Source organism: Paenibacillus sp. p3-SID867, assembly GCF_025142895.1.
Taxonomy (GTDB): Bacteria; Bacillota; Bacilli; order Paenibacillales; family Paenibacillaceae; genus Paenibacillus_AQ.
The window spans coordinates 165196-183590 of record NZ_JAMBDM010000007.1 but is presented as its reverse complement, the minus strand read 5'-3'; the positions used below and the strand labels follow the sequence as shown (position 1 = coordinate 183590).

The following is an 18395-nucleotide window of genomic DNA, read 5'->3' as shown; positions in this document are numbered from 1 at the left end:
GATTGGTGGGGAGTGAGTGTTATGTTAAGTCGATTACTGATAAATGCGCTGAAACGAAGCATTCCAAAGAACAGAACAAAGAAAACAACGGATACACCACATCCGATAACCCCGTTACTTCAAGACTCCATTCAAATATTGGAGCAGAAACTGGGGAATAGCTCTGATTTTATTGTCAGAATAGTACCGGGTCGCGACGGTATACCGGAAATTGCGGTGTGCTACATAGAGGGACTAGTTGATCTGGATCAGCTTAACGGAATCATGGAAGCTTGGTTAACCGTTACAGTGGATACCGCTGGAACGCCTGATATGGATGCATTGCTGAAAAAAGTATTGCCGGCAAGGCAGGTAACTCAGCTGCGATCCGTTCATGCCTTAATCCCGGCGGTATTAGAAGGTAAAGCCGTTATCTTAATTGATGGCTTGGATGTCGCTTATTCAGCATCTGTTGCAGGTCTGGAGAAGCGATCGATTGTTGAGCCGAGTTCACAGACCGTGATTCGAGGACCTAAAGATGGCTTCACTGAAGATATTTCGACCAATCTATCCCTTATCCGAAGAAGGCTTCGAACACCGGATTTGCGGGTTCAAACGATGGTTATCGGCAAATATACCAATACCAGAGTGACTACAGCTCATATTGAGGGTATTGCGGATCCGCAGGTTGTATCAGAGATTATGTCACGTTTACATTCCATTGATACGGATAGCGTGCTGGAAAGCGGATATATCGAAGAATTTATCCAAGACGCTTCCGTGACACCTTTTCCAACGATGATTAACACAGAACGCCCTGACGCAGTGGCTGGAAGCCTTTTGGAAGGACAAGTTGCCATTTTGATTGATGGTTCACCCTTTGTACTGATTGCCCCTGTTACTTTTTTTAAGTTCCTCCATTCTAGTGAAGACTACTATCAACGGTATGACTTGACCACATTTTTACGGGCCATTCGCTTTGTTTCATTTGTGGTATCCCTGCTGCTTCCCTCCTTATATATTGCCTTCTCGACGTTTAATCAGGAGATGATTCCGACTCCACTTCTCATTAGTTTGGCAGCGCAAAGGGAAGGCACTCCACTGCCCGCGCTGGTTGAAGCCTTCATGATGGAATTAACGTTCGAGATCATTCGTGAAGCGGGGGTTCGGATGCCAAGGGTCATTGGACCTGCCATTTCGATTGTGGGGGCGCTCGTATTGGGACAGGCTGCCGTTCAGGCGGGCCTTGTGTCCGGTGCGATGGTGATCGTAGTTTCCTTTACGGCTATTGCGAATTTTGCGATCCCGGCTTTTAGCATGGCAGCAGCCATTCGATTAATTCGTTTTGTCTTGATGCTGCTGGCAGGGACGCTTGGCTTGTTCGGTATTTTGGCTGGCATCGTGCCTCTTTATGTTCATTTGGTGTCCCTGACTTCGTTTGGGGTTCCCTATCTGTCGCCTATGACTCCGCTCCGCTTCTCTGAAATGAAGGATCTGTTTGTCCGTCTACCATGGCCATTGCTTAAGACCAGGCCTAAGGAGATCAGTCAACGTAATCTAGTCAGGCAGAACGAGAATCCACGTTCTAAGGGTACGAGAAAGGATCAGACGAAGTGAATTTGATTAACTAGAGGTGAAATATGCGCATTTTCGCTCAAATAACACTTTTGCTCGTTATGATGTTTTCAATGACAGGCTGCTGGAATCAAACCGAGTTAAACGAGATCGGCCTCATCTCAGCGATCGGCATAGACCGGTCAGGGGATCGGTGGATCGTTTCTTATCAATTAATTAACCCATCGGCGATTTCATCAGGTGCTGGGGGTGCTGGCAAGGCTGGCGGCTCGGAGGCTCCAATCCATGTGTTTTCCTCAACGGGCCCAACGCTTCGGGAAGCGATTGATGTCAGTTATACGGAATCAGCCAGACGTCTATATTTTCCGCATACGGATATCCTTGTGCTTGGCCAGCAGGCAACGGAAAAGGGGATTAGCGAAATCATGGATTTCTATTGGAGAAACACCTATATGCGTGAGACCGTCAATGTCCTGGTTACGAACGGGCAGGCAAGTGAGCTGCTAAAGCAACTTGTACCGACTGAACGATTACCGGGTGCAGCCATCGCTAATATACTGGAAAAAACGGATCAATTTAATGGCAATTACCCATCCACGAAAATGTATGAGCTGGCTATTAGTTTGGATTCGGAGTCACAAGCAGCCGGTGTTCCCCAGATTGAATTAGTGGGTGGGCCGGAGGCTAAAGTGGATTCCGTGGATCAATTACATAAAACCTCTACCCGCGGAAAGCTTAAAATTACGGGATTATCCGTATTTGATAAAGACCGGAGAATCGGAACGTTAACGCGTAGTGAAAGCTTCGGAATATCTTGGTTAACTGATAAAGTGAGCATTAGTACGTTATCCATTCCTTGTCCAGAATCGAATACAGAAAAAGAACAATTTTCATTCCAATCGGCCTCTGCAAAAACCAAAGTCACACCTCATAAAACGGCAAACGGTTATCAAATGCGAGTTTCTGTTAAAGTCAAAGGTACAATATCGGAGTCTCATTGTCATAGTAACTTAACCAGCTTGCCTATACTTCATGCGGCGCAGAAGGAAATTGAGAAGGTAATTAAGGACTATATGGAACAAGGATGGGAAGCCGCCAAAAGACTGAAAGTCGATTTGCCACATTTTGCCGACAAGATCCATCGTAAATATCCGAAAGATTGGCAAAAGTTAAAGGACCGTTGGGAAGAAGAGGAGATGCAATCTCTCCAACTTGTACTAGAGGTGGATGCAACGATCAGTCAAACAGGAATGTCACAAACGTCTTTCAGAGAGACGGGAGCTCTTAGTAGGCCTTTGCTCTTTTCATTGGTAAGGGCACAGAAAGGGAAAGCTGCTTATGAACCAATCCATTCGAGTTACCGAGTTAGTATGTTATCTGGCTCTTTTTGAGGTTGGAAGCACAACCTTGTTTTTCTTGGGAGCTGAAGCCAAGCGGGATGCTTGGCTAGCCATGGCCCTAGCCGCCTGCGTTGGACTGCTCCTACTCTGTATATATCTGATGATACACCGCACAGATCCTGATCTTGATCTGTATGATTTATGCAAACGATATTTCGGTAAAGTCATCGGTTTTGTAGCAAGTTTTGCCTTTGCCGCTTATTTCACCTATGAAGCCTCTCGTAATCTAAGGGATTTAGGTGAACTAACGGTGTTGACTTTGTTAAACCGGACACCGCTGGGATTTATCATGCTGATCGCCATTGTTGTCATAACAAGTACGGTGATGTATGGGCCTCGTGTTGTCTTTTTGGTCAGCGCTGGCCTGCTTCCCATTATTATTTTGAGTTATCTCACCATATATTCCCTGCTGTTAACGACAGGACTTATTAAAACAGAGATGATGCTGCCGGTTTTAGAGAATGGTTTTAAACCAGTATTCTCTGCAGCCATACCGGAGCTGGTGTCATTTCCGTTTGGACAAACGCTCCTGTTCCTGGTGTTTTTTCCTTTGGTGCATAAGAAGGGAAGGTTGCGGAGAGGCGTGATAATCACATATATCATTACGGCGATTTGTTTAATATTGATCAACCAAGTCAATATTTTGGTCTTAGGGCCGACACTTGCTGCCAGTAGTACGCTTCCTTTGCTGCAGGTGGTTCAGCTGATCGAAATTGCAGATGTCTTTGAGCGCATCGACGTTTTATTCGTTCTTATACTATTTCTGGGACTGGGCGCGAAAATGACTGCTTTTTCTATGGGTGCCGTAATCGGCCTCACTAAACTCACAGGAATCCCCTATAAGATATGTACTGTTTTCTTAGGAGTATGCTTATATATGTTGGCATTCTTGTCCCCAAATTACCCTCATCATATATGGCTTGGGATTAAGTTTGTCGTGACATATGTAACACCCATCTTCCAGGTGGCGCTGCCTTCGATGCTTCTCCTTACGATATGGATCAGAAAAAAGATGGAAAAACAACATCAATGAAAGTTTCAGCACAACAATACTTGTGTTCGCTAAAAATACCCTGAATACTTTCGGCTTGTTTAATTCACAATAAACCTGAACTGCAGAAAAGAAGCCGTTATCCAGCTACCACCTTGTTGAAATTACTTGATTGACATGTAAGCAAACCATAATAGGAGGTACGAGAATGCAATTCGAACAACCACAAAATCATCAAAACATGGAGACCGGTATGATTCCTCCACAATTGAACCACGGCGGACATGAGATGTTTGATGTCCACGAAGTATTGGCAGGGGCTATCAATACGATGAACACGTATACCATGCTGAGCGGACATGTGCAGGATCCGGAGCTTCGGGATATCCTGCAGCGCCAGAAGCAATTTATGGCTGATGAGTATAACATCACCTTAGAGTGTTTTAAAACAGGACAAGATCCTTCAAAGCCGACGCAAAGCTATAAAATGAAGCAAGGTAATGACTTTATTTACGGCATGAAACCAGGCCAGCCGAAAAAACCGATGCAGTCCACAGCCGAGATCAACGATGAAACCATCGCGCTCAGCATGTTGAACGCAGTCAAATCGGGTGCTACGATGAAAACCAATGCAGCCATGGAATCTACGAATCCGGTCGTACGCCGCGTGCTTGCCGATTCTCTTCCTAACTGCATCGAAATGGCTTATGAAATTTCGCTATATCAGAATAAGCATGGATACTACCAAGTACCGCAGCTGCCTCAGCAAGATATGCAGTACATGCAGAATAGTTACGGCACAGCCCCAATGCCTGGCAATATGCCCCCTCATTAATAACCAAGCGCTTTGTCCGTATGGACAGGGCGCTTTTTTTTTTTTTGTAAAAAGAAAACCATACGCTATGCGTATGGTTCAGGATAGCTTAAGCGTTGTATAAAAAAAATCCTCCGAAGTGTTAAGATAAATTCGGTTCGCCAACCAAATTTAAAACACGAGGAGGAGATCAGATGGCATCTGATGTGAACAGTTTAGCACATACAAAATGGAATTGTAAGTATCACATAGTGTTTGCACCAAAGTACAGAAGACAAGTGATCTATGGGAAATTGAAAAGAGATATAGGAAAAATACTAAGACAATTGTGTGAAAGAAAAGGCGTGTAGAAATTATAGAAGCAGAGGCATGTAAAGATCATATACACATGCTGGTAAGTATACCGCCGAAAATAAGTGTGTCATCATTTATAGGGTATTTAAAAGGGAAGAGTAGCTTAATGATATTTGATCGCCATGCAAATTTAAAATATAAGTATGGGAATCGAAAATTCTGGTGTAAGGGGTTTTATGTGGACACGGTAGGAAGGAACAAGAAAGTGATTGAAGAGTATATACGAAATCAGTTACAAGAAGACGTGGTTGCAGAGCAAATGACGCTGGAAGAGTATATAGATCCATTCACAGGAGAAGAAACAGGAAGCAAACGAAAGAAGAAGAACTAGAAGGCCCCTTAAGGGGTAGCCGAAAAAGTAGTGCGGTTGGCGAACGATTCAATGCCCTTTAGGGCTGGCCAGTAACAAAGGCTTTCAGCCGCAGAGCAAACCACCCGTTCACACGGGTGGTTTTGATTAATTCTTCTAAAAGGTAAAGCGATACATAACCTCAGCGGCTGAATATTAATTGAGAATGATTATCATCCAGATTATAATAGGATAAAACAATGTTACAGTCTGAAGGGGTGGCCGTCAGCATGGAAGAAACGCAATATTCGCTGTTTGGAGTACACTATATCAAGCTTGGTCATACCGAAGAGGCTGCCGGTGGATACATGGAAACACATACCATGTTATTGGTAAGTAAAGGTTCAGGTGATTTGTATTTGAATGGAGTTAGGCATCGATTGAAAGCGAAGGCGATTTGTTATTGTCCGCCGGGGACGATTGCCGACATACGCCGGACGCCAAACTCGTCGGTTCCCCTCGAGCTTTATGAATTGCAATACGATGTATGGGAGATCAAGGAGCGGACACCAAGCCGAATCGTATACGGCAGGCGAATCTCTGCACTGATGGACACCGGTAAGCTTCCCGTCACCGCTACTCACGAGGCACTTGTTCTGGTTCAAGAACTATACCAATTCAAGCAATTACCCGGAGTCAGCAGCGGGAGACTTGCAACAAACCTTCGCATAGATGCGGTATTTAAACAACTGTTGGGTACGCTGCTGCAGTCAACCGATGATGAGGAGCGGGAAGAGGATTGGCTGGAGCGCATGAGACTTGCGGTGGATTATATGGAGAAGCATTTCGCCGAGGCGATAACGCGTAACGACATGGCCAAAAGGGTAGGACTAACGCCGGAACACTTCTCTGTATCGTTCAAAAGAGCAACGGGATCCGGCTTCACGGAGTATCTGACGCGGCTTCGCCTGGAGAAAGCCAGGGAGGAATTGCTTAGCGGCGACGATCGTAATCTCGATCGAATCGCGCGGGAAATCGGCTACCAGGACGGTCTATACTTAAGTCGGAAATTCAAGCAGTATTTCGGTTACTCTCCTCGCGATTATATCCAGCGTCCGAAGCGTATTGTGGCCCTGCAATACGTCGGCCATTTGCTGGCACTTGGACTTACCCCTGCAGGAACCTCGACCAATCTGCTGCGTGCCCGTCCCTATGTCGGAAAGCTGGGGAATGCAGCGGACGTAGGAGATGCCCGATCGCTCCAGACGATATCATCGTTGCAGCCCGATCTGATCGTCACGTCCGGACCGAACAGCGAGCCCTTATCCCAGCTTGCTCCAACCATTTCACTTCCTTGGGGACAGGAAGACCCGCTCGACGAACTGTTACGATTAGGCAGAGCACTTAACCGCGAACGCGAAGCGAAGAACTGGATGGATGGATTTCGAGCGAAGGAGGAGCTAGCTGCTGCTCAAGTAGCTAAACTGATCAGTCCACATGCTACGGCTGCCGTGTATGAGTTTTGGGCGGATCGGCTGTGGGCGGTTAATATGGCGTATGGCAGAGGACTGCGCAATTTATACCAGACTTTCTCGTTTCGGCCACCAGGACCGCTTGCAGAACACGTATTAGGTGAGGGAGTCGGCTTGGAGTTAACGCCGGACATGCTGGCAGCGTATGCCGCAGATTATATGTTTGTAACCATCTGGGAAGGTGGTGGAGGTGCAGGATATGCAGAACGTGTCATGAACAGCAAGGAATGGAGATGCTTGCCTGCCGTTCGAAACGGGAATGTGTTCTTTCTCGATCTGGAGCTATTTAAATATAATGATCCGCTTGCTTTGGAGCAGCAATTGTCCATACTCACCGAGCTTCTAACAAATGTCCATAGAACCGCTTACGGAACGCAATAGACCCGTGCAACCCTTGCCGTTATCATGGTAATAATGATAATCATTATCAACATGATGGAGGGCAAAAAGATGTGGTTGTTGCTTAAAGGATTGATGTTGTCTCTGATCGGAAGTATGGTCATTGTGCTGGGCGCCTGTGGAGACACACAGCAGCAAAGTGAAATTGTTAAGGCCAATGGCGACCCGCAAACAGGGGCAACACGTAAATATGAAACGGTCATGGGCGAGATCGAGATTCCGAAGGATCCGAAGCGAATTGTCGCGACGCAATATCTTGGCCATCTGCTAACCTTGGGCGTTAAGCCAGTCGGCGCCGGTACGGCCAGCCTGAATCAATATTTTTTGCAGGATCTGACCGATGGCATCGAGGATATCGGTGACGATCAGGCGGCGCTTGAGAAAATCGTATCGCTTGATCCCGATCTCATTATTAGACCTTCCGATAAGAACTATGAGCAATTCGCCAAAATCGCACCGACGATTGTGATTCCCTGGGGAGCAAAGGAGCTGTATGCCGAGCTGCGTGAATTCGGAGAATTCCTCGGGAAATCGGAGGAAGCGGAGGAAGCGATTCGGCACTATGAGGAGAAGCTTGCTGAGGCCAAGGCGAAGCTGGACGGAGTCGTGAAGGAAGGAGAAACGGTTGGCGTCTATGAGATTTGGGCGAAAAATTTCTGGGTTGTAGGTGAGAGCTTTGGGCGCGGCACTCGCAATCTGTATTCGGGTCTCGGCTATCAGCCGCCAGAAGCCGTGAAAGAGCAGATCGTAAACGGTGGAGCCGGTTTGGACATTTCCTTGGAATCACTGCCGGAGATGGCCGCGGATTATATGTTCGTGACGGTTTACGATGCGGACGGAGGCGGGGATCGTGCCAAGGAGATTTTGGAGAGTGCCATCTGGAAATCCCTTCCGGCTTACAAAAACAATCGCATCTACACGTTGGATATCAATCAGTTCTCGGCAGGCGATCTCATCTCCCTTGAGAAGCAATTGGAGATCCAGACGAAGCTGCTGCTTTGCAACGGGAGGTAGCTCTAGCGACAAAGTGTCAGTATGATATACATACTAATTCCTTTGCGAAAGGTTCTCGAAATGCCGGCCAGATGCAGTCGATAAAGTCTCGGAGATCCAGGGACAGATAGACTTAAGAAGTCGCGATTTTCGCGGCTTTTTTTAGTGGTAAAAAAGGACTTAATCAATAGCATGATCCTAAGTTTATACTTGGTTTCCAGGGTGTTTGGGTATTGTGGAGGATCTTCTCACTTTGTTAACAACTTTAAATCGTTTATAATGATTAGATAATAGTAGGTATTTTAATCTATCAATATTTATAATAGACTATAATATGGTGATAATTGACACAGAAAACGTGTGTTTTCAGAGGACGCCTTGCTTTTTAATGACGTTTTTAGCAGGGATGTCTATTCTTTTTTCAAATATATGGGATAAGGAAGGTTTATAATGAGCAACATGGAGAAAAAAACAGACGTAATCTTAATCGGTGCCGGCGTCATGAGCGCAACATTGGGAGCCTTATTGAAAGAGTTAGTGCCTGAATGGGAGATCAAAGTGTTTGAGAAACTCGCAAGCGCGGGGGAAGAAAGCTCCAATGAATGGAATAATGCGGGGACCGGCCATTCCGCATTGTGCGAGCTTAACTATACATCCGAAAAACCAGACGGATCTATAGACATCAGCAAAGCGATCAATATTAACGAACAGTTTCAGGTTTCAAGACAGTTCTGGTCTTATCTGGTAAGCAGCAATCTGATTCGCAATCCGCAGGACTTTATCATGTCTATTCCTCATATGAGTTTAGTGCAAGGCGAAAAAGACGTGACTTTTTTGAAAAAACGTTTTGAAGCGCTGTCAAACAACCCGCTCTTTCAAGGAATGGAATATTCCGAGGATCCGGATCAGCTGAAGGAATGGATTCCGCTTATTATGGAAGGGCGTACATCGAATGAGCCGTTAGCGGCAACCAAAATCGACTCCGGGACGGACATTAACTTTGGCGCTTTAACGCGCATGCTGTTCGACCACTTGAAGAGCAAAGACGTCGAAATAAACTACAAGCATAGCGTCAAGGATATTAAACGTACACAAGATGGTTCGTGGAAAGTGAAAGTCCATGATATCGAGCACGGTAAAACCGAATATCATACGGCGAAGTTCATCTTTATCGGCGGCGGGGGCGGAAGTCTGCATTTATTGCAAAAAACCGGTATCCCCGAGTCCAAACATATTGGAGGATTCCCGGTAAGCGGATTATTCATGGTATGCAAGAACCCGGAAGTGGTAGCGCAGCATCATGCCAAAGTATACGGAAAAGCTAAGGTTGGCGCTCCACCGATGTCGGTTCCCCACTTGGACACAAGATATATTGACAACCAAAAGGCATTGCTCTTCGGTCCGTTTGCCGGCTTCTCGCCGAAGTTCTTAAAAACGGGGTCGAATTTTGATTTGATCACATCCGTCAAACCGAACAATCTGTTCACCATGCTGGCGGCTGGCGTAAAAGAAATGGCATTGACGCGATACCTAATCCAGCAAGTGGTGCTATCGAATGAAAAGCGCATGGAAGAATTACGCGAGTTTATTCCGAACGCCAAAAGCGAGGATTGGGAAATCGTCGTGGCGGGCCAACGTGTACAGGTGATTAAGGATACACCGAAGGGTAAAGGAACGCTTCAATTTGGTACTGAAGTGGTTAGTGCCGCGGATGGCTCGGTCGCTGCCTTGCTCGGTGCTTCCCCAGGCGCTTCGACAGCTGTTCACGTCATGCTCGAGGTATTAGAGAAGTGCTTCCCGCAGCATATGGAAGAATGGGAGCCGAAAATTAAGGAAATGATTCCTTCATACGGCATGTCTCTTGCGAAAAACCCGGTCGTATTCGAAGAAATTCAAGAATCAACTGCGCAAGCGCTAGGTCTAAGCTTAAAAGTACTGGTGCATAGCTAATAGTAGACAGGTAGAAAGCGGCAATTAAAAGTCACATCGCGCTTTTTCTGGATAACGCATAAATAAGGAACATCCCATATACGTATCGGCATATGGCCAAAGATCGAAGCGGTTCATTCATTGAACCGCTTTTTTACGTTATTTAACAGCCGAGTATCACAGATATCAATATTTCGGATAATATTGAAAGTTTGCAGGATATTATGAATGGGCCAAGCCTCTTATAATGAAATCAAGAATTGATAACACTTACATAACGATCATAGGAGGCTTACCCATGAAAATTACCCGGCATCCGGAGAATCCGATCGTAGTGCCTGGACTTTACGATTGGAGAAAGGTGACGGTATTCAATCCGGCCGTCATTATCGATAACGGAAAATTCTATATGATAGAACGGACGGCAGGCTCCCTGACTCCCTGCAAAAACTACCTGGGTCTCCTGGAGAGTGCGGACGGCGTGCATTTCACTCATGTGCTGGACGAGCCCGTCGTAACGCCGGATCAGCTGGGATTCCCCTACGGCAGTATCCAGGACCCGCGGATCGTCAAGATCGACGATACCTTTTATTTGAACTATGCCTTACGGCCATGTGCCATGAACTATTACCCGACGGGAGCCGGCATCCCTGAACGTTCGATTCCCGAGTATCCGGACGGTTGGGGCGAAGAGGAAGGCCACTGGCTGACGCGTTCCGGGATATTGACTTCCAAGGATCTCATTCAATGGGAGTACCTGTGCGATACAACGCCGCTGGATATCAATGATCGCGACAACATTCTGTTTCCAGAGAAAATCAACGGCAAGTATGTGCTGCTTCGCAGACCGGAAGAATACGTCGGGGAGGAATACGGAACCGAAAAAGCAGCCATGTGGATCAGCTACTCCGAAGACTTGGTGCATTGGGAAGAGCCCAAGCTGCTGGCAAAGGCCGAGAACAACGATTGGGAGTTTAAAAAAATCGGCGGCTCCACGCCTCCGGTGCGGACAGACAAAGGATGGCTGGTGCTCTATCATGGCGTGGACCAAGATACGGTGTATCGTGTAGGGGCCTTGCTGCTGGATTTGGAAAATCCGGAAAAAATCATCGCCAGAACCCGCCGCTTCATTATGGAGCCGGAGACGTATTATGAGAAGTTCGGCTATCAGATTCCGAATGTCGTATTCCCGACAGGCAATGTGGTCAAGGACGGGCTCCTCTATATCTATTATGGTGTGACGGATACGGCGATTGCGCTCGCTACGGTTCCTCTGGATGAGTTGGTAGATTATATTTTGGACGAACCGCAATAACGAGAGGAGTGAGGGCGTGGCAGAGTAGTTGGTTTCTCTGTCGCGCTTCCTCTAGAACCTAATTTGTAAGCGATACCATTCATTTGAAAATTTGTGAAGTTTATGTTACTAAAATTAACGTTAAAAATGAAAATATGCTTTTTATAAGTTATCGCTATTTAAAATGACTTAAAAAAATTAGATGAAATCGTTTTTTTTATGGATATTGGGATCGAGAACCCGATTGTATAATTAATATATCTTATATTGTTAAATATAAGAACATGATATGTAATATATAGAGAGGGGTATATCACATGAAAACGCCTAAGAAGCTTAGAACGCTGCTGCTCACCGGAACAGCCGCGCTGCTGCTCATGTCAACCGTAGCCTGCGGGTCTGGAGAGAAAGACGCTGCCGAGCCGGAAAAGGTTACCTTGAACATCATGCATCCATGGACCTCGCCGAACGTGGATAACGAGGTGTATAAGGAACGGATCGCCGAGTTTGAAAAACAGCATCCCAACATCATCATCAAGCAGGACGGGGTAGCGGCAACCGAGTATAAAACGAAGCTGCGCACGCTGGCTGCCGCCAACAACCTGTCGGATATCAATGTCGTATGGCCTGGTGCCGATCTGGCTCCTTTGGTAGCCGGGGATCTGCTGATGCCGCTGGATGGCCTGATGGACAACTGGAAGGATATATTGCCGGAGGACGCATTGGCCGGGTTCAACCAGAACGACAGTCAATTTGCCGTGCCGACCAAACAAACCTTCGTGGATATTATTTACTACAACAAGGAAATGTTCGCCGGAGTCGGTTATGACCAATTTCCGGCTACCTACGACGAATTCATTGATGCGGTGAAAAAGCTGAAGGAAGCCGGCATTACGCCGATCTCCCTGGGCAACAAAGAGAAATGGCCTCTTCAATCGTCCTTCTTGTCGATTATCGGTGACCGCTATGTAGGCAGTGATTTCTTGCAGAAAATTCTGAATAAGGAAGCCAAATTTACCGATCCCGAATATGTGAAAGCGATTGCCGTCATTGACGAACTCGCCAAGCTGGGGGCATTCAATACCGATGCGAACAACATGGATTCCGTGCAAGGCCAGGACTACTTCATACAAGGTAAAGCAGCGATGCATATCTCTTCTTCCACCGTTGACGGAAGAATCCGGATCAACAACGAGGAAGGGGATAAATTTGGCATTGCGCTATTCCCAAGCGTTCCGGGCGGCTCCGGCGATCCGGTGAAAAGCGCGGGCGTCGTTCAGTACGGCATTTCCATCAAAAAAGGATTGAGCGATGAAAAGAAGGCGGCTGCCGAGGAATTCATTAAATTTTTTGTCAATGAGGACCTGTACAAAGATCTGATCAGTAAAGGCGTTGTCGTACCGGCCAACGTTGAAATTCCTGAAGATGCGAGCCCGTATCTCAAGGAAATGCTGGAGTTGACCAACAAGGGAACGGCGCCGGTATTCGACAGCGTGATTCCGACCCAAGTTACTGATGTCATGCAGAACGGATTGCAGGCTCTGACGATTGGCAGAGGAACGCCGGAGGAGCTCGCTCAAGAGGTTCAGGAAGCGTTCGACAACATGAAGTAAGGGCGCACTTCCCTAAGTCAAGATCATGATGGTACAAAGAAAAACCCGGTAGCGGGTTTTTCTTATTAAAGACAGAAAGAAAGGAGTTACGCCAATGCATACGCTTAAGCATACAAAATGGGCTATTTTCTTGGGCTTGGCGCCAGCACTCATTATATATATATGCATTGCCATCTTTCCCATTGGTTTATCGGTTTATTATTCCTTGATGAACTGGGATGGGATCACACCTATGCGGTTTATCGGGCTGGACAATTTTGTTGATATTTTCAAGGACGATATTTTTTGGCTGTCCGTTAAAAACAACGTCATCATTATGTTTACAGGGATCGCGGGACAGATCCCGCTTGGTCTCCTGCTGGCCTTGCTGCTGAATCGAGGGCTTAATGGCTCCAGTTTCTTCCGGACGATCGGCTTCCTGCCCGTGGTCATCTCATCGGTCATGGTGTCCCTGATCTGGGGCATGGTGTACAACACGGAATACGGGATGCTGAACAATCTGCTTGGTGTATTGGGACTCGAGAGCTGGCAGCAGAATTGGCTAGGCGATCCGTTTTGGTCCATGATCTCGATCAGCATCGCTTATATATGGCAAAACTGCGGACTGTATATGATTATTCTATTGGCAGCTTTGCAGAACATCCCCGATGAAGTCAATGAGGCGGCAGCCCTTGACGGGGCGACCGGATTAAGCCGGATCATGCGCATTACCATTCCGATGATCCGGGGGACATTGCTCGTCTCCGTTGTCTACAGCATCAGCAATTCGTTCCGTGTGTTTGATCTGATCCAGATCATGACCGGCGGAGGACCGGCCCATGCGACAGAGGTTATGACCGTCTATATGTATAACAACTCATTTATGAATATGAGGTTCGGCTACGGCAGCGCGGTATCCGTATTGATTCTTCTGTTTAGCCTTATCGTTATTACAATTGTGAATCGAATTGCTAGAGAAAAAGAATAGAAGGGAGAGGGAGGAGATGTACAGACAAACGAAATGGTTCCATTTATCGGCATACACATTTTTGGGGATATTCGCTATTATTAATATAATCCCTTTCTTTTGGATGATCGTAGATTCTTTCAAAACCGAACAGGAATATGCGGCGAACCCGTTCTCCATACCAACCGAACTGCAATTCTCCAATTACGCAAAAGCGTGGGAAGTTGCGAATATGGATACCTACTTTCTCAACAGTATCATCGTAACCGTGGTATCGTTGGTCGTGACGGTCCTTCTCGGATCGCTTGCGGCGTACTTCTTGGCAAGGTTCAATTTTAAGCTGCGCGGAGCGACTTACGCGATATTTTTGCTGGGCATGGTCGTTCCGATCCACGCGACCTTGATTCCGATCTTTCTGATCATGCGGAACCTGCATTTGCTGGATACGCATTTATCGTTGATTCTACCTTACACGGCCTTCCATTTGTCATTGACGATCTTTATTCTGGAAGGCTTCATGAGAGGATTTCCGAAGGATCTCGAAGAATCAGGCGTCATGGACGGCGCGGGCGTATTCAAAATTTTCTGGTCGATCATTTTACCGATCACGCGTCCTGCCATTTCAACTGTCGTGATTCTGAACTTTATCTATAATTGGAACGAGTATTTGTTTGCGCTCGTCTTGATCAGTTCATCGTCGCTGAAAACATTGCCGCTCGGACTCGCCAACTTTGTCGGCATCGAGACGGCTAGTCTGACGCTGCAAATGGCGGCACTGACGATCGCGCTTATACCGATCATCATTTTCTACCTGCTGCTGCAAAAACAACTGGTTAACGGCATGACGGCAGGAGCAGTTAAAGGTTAAACAGGTTTCAATTCTACATCATGAGGACATCGAAAGAGGGAATGGACATGCGCAGCAGTTTTGGCTGGATCGGGAATTATGGTCTGAAACAGAAAGCACTGGTCATTTTCCTCTTTTTTGTCATTTTGCCTACGCTTGGGGTCGGCGTCCTTGCCCAAGACAAGCTGAACGAAGTGCTGCGGGGCCAATTTATCCAATCAAGCCAGCGCAGTCTGGAGATTGTAACGAGTCAACTGGAAGAGCAAACGACCATGATTGAGGATATTGCCGATTATTTGATACTGAGCAATGACATGCGTCAATATTTGCGGCTGGATCCACCGCCGGAGAGTGAGAGAGCGGAGCGGTTGAAGCAAAATCTCGAAGGTTTCCTGACGTTTCAGTTAATGTCCAAAAATTATATCAAATCGATATCCATCACCGGCTTTAATGGAAACTCCATCCAGATGGGCGAGCCGATTCACGGCAACGAAGAATCATGGAACCGGCTCGCGGACGAGCACAAAGGCGGGATCGTGTGGAGCAGTGCCTATCCTTCAACCAGCGGTTGGTATGGAGAAGTAAGCCTCGTGTCCTTGTTCCGTGTACTGAACTCCTACGACGAGATCACGCTGCCGCTTGCCCGGCTCGTGATACGTATGGATGAAGCCAGTATATTCAAACAGCTTCAACGGGGGTTAACGCGGGACGAAGGGATGGTATTCATCGTGGATTCCGATGGACGGCCTGTTCTGCCCTCCAAAGACAGGTTTCCCTTGAATATCGGCGATGAGGCAGCGTTTAAGGATATTGTAACCGCAGGGTCGATGGGCACTTCTACTTACCGTCACGACGGTGATGAATATTTGACCTTTCATCAACGGATGGAAAATACCGACTGGAATATCGTTTCCATGGTGCCCAAGGCTGCGCTGGATCAGGATCTACGCGGCGTAACCATATTGATGCAGGTCATTCTCGGTGGGATTCTCCTGTTGGGTTTATCGGCCTTGATCGGCTTCCACTATACGATTATCAGACCGATCCTGCGCTTGAAGATTGAGACCAATCGGGTAAAACTCGGCGATTTCTCCGCCAGGGTTCCTATTCGTTCCAAGGACGAGATTTCCGAATTGAACCGCAGGTTTAACGATATGGTATCCACGATTCAAGAATTGATCGAGCATAAATACAAGCTGGAACTGCGTGAGCGCGAATCGGAGCTGCGTCTGCTTCAGGAGCAGATGGATCCGCATTTTCTCTATAACACGCTCGATATGATCCGTTGGACCGCCAGGCTGGAGAAGGCGAGCGAATCCAGTCAGCTCATCGAAATCCTGTCTCGGTTCCTGCGTTCCAGCCTGAACAATGGCCAGTACGAGACCAGCCTGGCAAAGGAAATGGAATTTGTGCGCTCTTATCTGTATTTGCAGCAGAGGCGGCTGGGTCCAAAACTGAAATACGCGCTTTACATGGAATATGATCTGGCAAATACGCTAACATTGAAGGCTACCATACAGCCATTGGTTGAGAATTTCCTCAAGCATGGCATCGATCGAGGGGAGCCAGTAGCGAAAATAACGGTCAAAGCATACAAGCGTGAGGATGAAATGTGGATCGACGTGCAGGATAACGGCCGCGGAATGGACGATGTTACCTTAGAGGAGGTCCGGGAGTCTCTCCGTACCGAGGTTCAGACCGGTCACAATCGAGGCGCGCTCTGCAACATTCATGAACGTCTGTACCTATTTTTCGGAGAACGCTACGGTCTGGATGTAATCGAGGCTTCAACGCAAGGTACCTTGATTCGCCTCAAGCTCCCACATTCTGAAACCTACGGTGGTGAATCGCATGATGCAACACGATAAGACAGTAAAAATGCTCATCGTTGATGATGAACCCGTGATCTGTCAAGGCCTGCGCTATACGATTGATTGGGCGGATCATGGCGTTGAAGTCGTTGCGGAAGCCTATGACGGCAGTGGAGCGCTGCAGGTGGTCCAAGAACAAGAGATTGATTTGGTTCTGACGGACATCCGGATGGAGGGAATGGACGGTCTTCAGCTTACTAAGGAGCTGAAGCGCTGCCACCCCCAGATTCGGGTCATCATGATCAGCGGTTATGAGGAATTCGAGTATGCACGCCAAGCCATCAAGCTTGATGTAACCGATTACTTATTGAAACCCGTCGATATTGAAGAATTGGTGGCGGTCGTGGCGGGAATCGTGGAAGACGTTCGCCGGAAGGATACCCGTCTTGATGGTTCAGTCAGGGACGCCGAGCTTTGGCTCGCCGAAATGGCCGCGCCGTACGAAACCTCAATAGCTAGACCTGTGCCTCCATATCTACTAACCAGTGCCGAGTATAAGCTCATAGCCACGCAGCTGGAGAAGTTCTCGAACATCGCGGCTTCCGTGACCGAACAGGATTTTGCGATACTTCAGCAATTGTGGCTGCATACGATACGTGATAACCTGGAATCACGCGGAGTCCGTCACGTATCCGTATTCGTGCATAAAAATTTGCTGATGACCCTGCTGATGACGGATCAACCGCTATTGAAAGGGCAGTGGGATGAAGTCCTGCAAAATATGCTGGATTCTTGGCCGAAAGAGCATCGCCGCATGTATTGCGCGGTATCGGATGCCTACACGTCTTTGGGCGAAACCGCAGCCATGTGTTCGGAAGTTCGAAACCTGCTGCCTTATCATGCTTTGGATAACTGCCCTTTACTGGATTCCGCCTATAAGACGAAAGTGGATAACGGCCGGGTGCTGCGCGATTTTGACAGTTCGGACATGGTCTCGAAGCTGTCCGTGGCGTTATTCAAGCAGGATGCTGAAATGCTGGAAGAGCTGGTGGGCGGCATGTTCCAATTTTTCCGCGATCAGCGCTATCTATTGACGGATATGGTGAAGGTCTGTGATGAACTGTCCATCATGCTGCGGCAGCGCCTTCGGCAAAGCGGGCTGACCCAGCTTGAGCATGGCCTGGAAAGGACGTTCGATCTGGATGTATACAATCATGCCAATGCGATCCGGCAGGCGATATCCACGGAAGTGTTTGACCTTCTGCAGCTCATCGACAAGGTTGGGATCGACCGATCGTTCTGGATCATTGAGAAGGCCAAGAAGTATATGGCGGAACATTATCTTAGTGATCTGAAAGCATCGGAAGTGGCCGCATATTTGAAAATCACGCCGAGCTATTTCAGCAATATTTTCAAACAAAGCACGGGAAAAAGCTTCAGCGAATACATGAACGAACTGCGCATTAACGAGGCGAGAAATCTGCTGTTGACAACGCAGGACAAGGTGTTTGAGATTGCAGATCGCGTCGGGTATAAAGAATACAAGTATTTTGTATCCGTCTTCAAACTGTACACGGGGATGACACCCAAGAAATATCGGGTCTTGAATATCAAAGAATAAACATACTG

13 protein-coding genes and 1 pseudogene are annotated in these 18395 nt (G+C 47.3%); all 14 read left to right on the top strand.

From position 1 onward, the window contains the following. Nucleotides 1-21 precede the first annotated feature (21 nt). Complete coding sequence (locus M4D81_RS16045; RefSeq protein ID WP_260067266.1) at nt 22-1596, top strand: spore germination protein; 1575 nt, start codon at nt 22-24, stop codon at nt 1594-1596. Between the two features lie 23 nt (nt 1597-1619). After that, on the top strand, nt 1620-2945 hold the full coding sequence (locus M4D81_RS16040; RefSeq protein WP_260067265.1) for a Ger(x)C family spore germination protein: 1326 nt from the start codon (nt 1620-1622) through the stop codon (nt 2943-2945). Further along, a complete protein-coding gene (locus M4D81_RS16035) occupies nt 2893-3987 on the top strand; it encodes a GerAB/ArcD/ProY family transporter (RefSeq protein ID WP_260067264.1) in 1095 nt (364 codons plus the stop codon). Before M4D81_RS16040 ends, M4D81_RS16035 begins: the two co-directional genes overlap by 53 nt. Before the next feature lie 166 nt (nt 3988-4153). Continuing rightward, complete coding sequence (locus M4D81_RS16030) at nt 4154-4780, top strand: spore coat protein (RefSeq protein ID WP_260067263.1); 627 nt, start codon at nt 4154-4156, stop codon at nt 4778-4780. A gap of 173 nt (nt 4781-4953) precedes the next feature. Next, a pseudogene (gene tnpA / locus M4D81_RS16025) lies at nt 4954-5444 on the top strand (IS200/IS605 family transposase). Between the two features lie 248 nt (nt 5445-5692). Next, a complete protein-coding gene (locus tag M4D81_RS16020; RefSeq protein ID WP_071220944.1) occupies nt 5693-7315 on the top strand; it encodes a helix-turn-helix domain-containing protein in 1623 nt (540 codons plus the stop codon). Nucleotides 7316-7384: 69 nt separating this feature from the next. After that, nucleotides 7385-8347, top strand: coding sequence for an ABC transporter substrate-binding protein (locus M4D81_RS16015; RefSeq protein ID WP_260067262.1), 963 nt, complete (start codon nt 7385-7387; stop codon nt 8345-8347). Nucleotides 8348-8776: 429 nt separating this feature from the next. Beyond that, complete coding sequence (locus M4D81_RS16010; RefSeq protein ID WP_260067261.1) at nt 8777-10276, top strand: malate:quinone oxidoreductase; 1500 nt, start codon at nt 8777-8779, stop codon at nt 10274-10276. Between the two features lie 277 nt (nt 10277-10553). Then, on the top strand, nt 10554-11570 hold the full coding sequence (locus M4D81_RS16005; protein ID WP_260067260.1) for a glycoside hydrolase family 130 protein: 1017 nt from the start codon (nt 10554-10556) through the stop codon (nt 11568-11570). A 296-nt stretch (nt 11571-11866) separates the two neighbouring features. Continuing rightward, nucleotides 11867-13162: an extracellular solute-binding protein gene (locus M4D81_RS16000; protein ID WP_260067259.1), complete on the top strand. Its 1296-nt coding sequence runs from the start codon at nt 11867-11869 to the stop codon at nt 13160-13162. Between the two features lie 94 nt (nt 13163-13256). Then, nucleotides 13257-14129, top strand: coding sequence for a carbohydrate ABC transporter permease (locus tag M4D81_RS15995; RefSeq protein ID WP_260067258.1), 873 nt, complete (start codon nt 13257-13259; stop codon nt 14127-14129). 16 nt (nt 14130-14145) lie between these two features. Continuing rightward, the gene (locus tag M4D81_RS15990) at nt 14146-14976 is read left to right on the top strand and encodes a carbohydrate ABC transporter permease (RefSeq protein ID WP_009592052.1); all 831 of its coding nucleotides are present in this window, start codon (nt 14146-14148) and stop codon (nt 14974-14976) included. Nucleotides 14977-15023: 47 nt separating this feature from the next. Next, nucleotides 15024-16823 carry a cache domain-containing sensor histidine kinase gene (locus M4D81_RS15985; RefSeq protein WP_260067257.1) on the top strand — a complete coding sequence of 600 codons (1800 nt, stop codon included), beginning with the start codon at nt 15024-15026 and terminating at the stop codon, nt 16821-16823. Further along, complete coding sequence (locus tag M4D81_RS15980; RefSeq protein WP_260067256.1) at nt 16807-18387, top strand: response regulator transcription factor; 1581 nt, start codon at nt 16807-16809, stop codon at nt 18385-18387. The genes M4D81_RS15985 and M4D81_RS15980 overlap by 17 nt, the downstream gene beginning before the upstream one ends. The last annotated feature ends 8 nt before the right edge of the window (nt 18388-18395 follow it).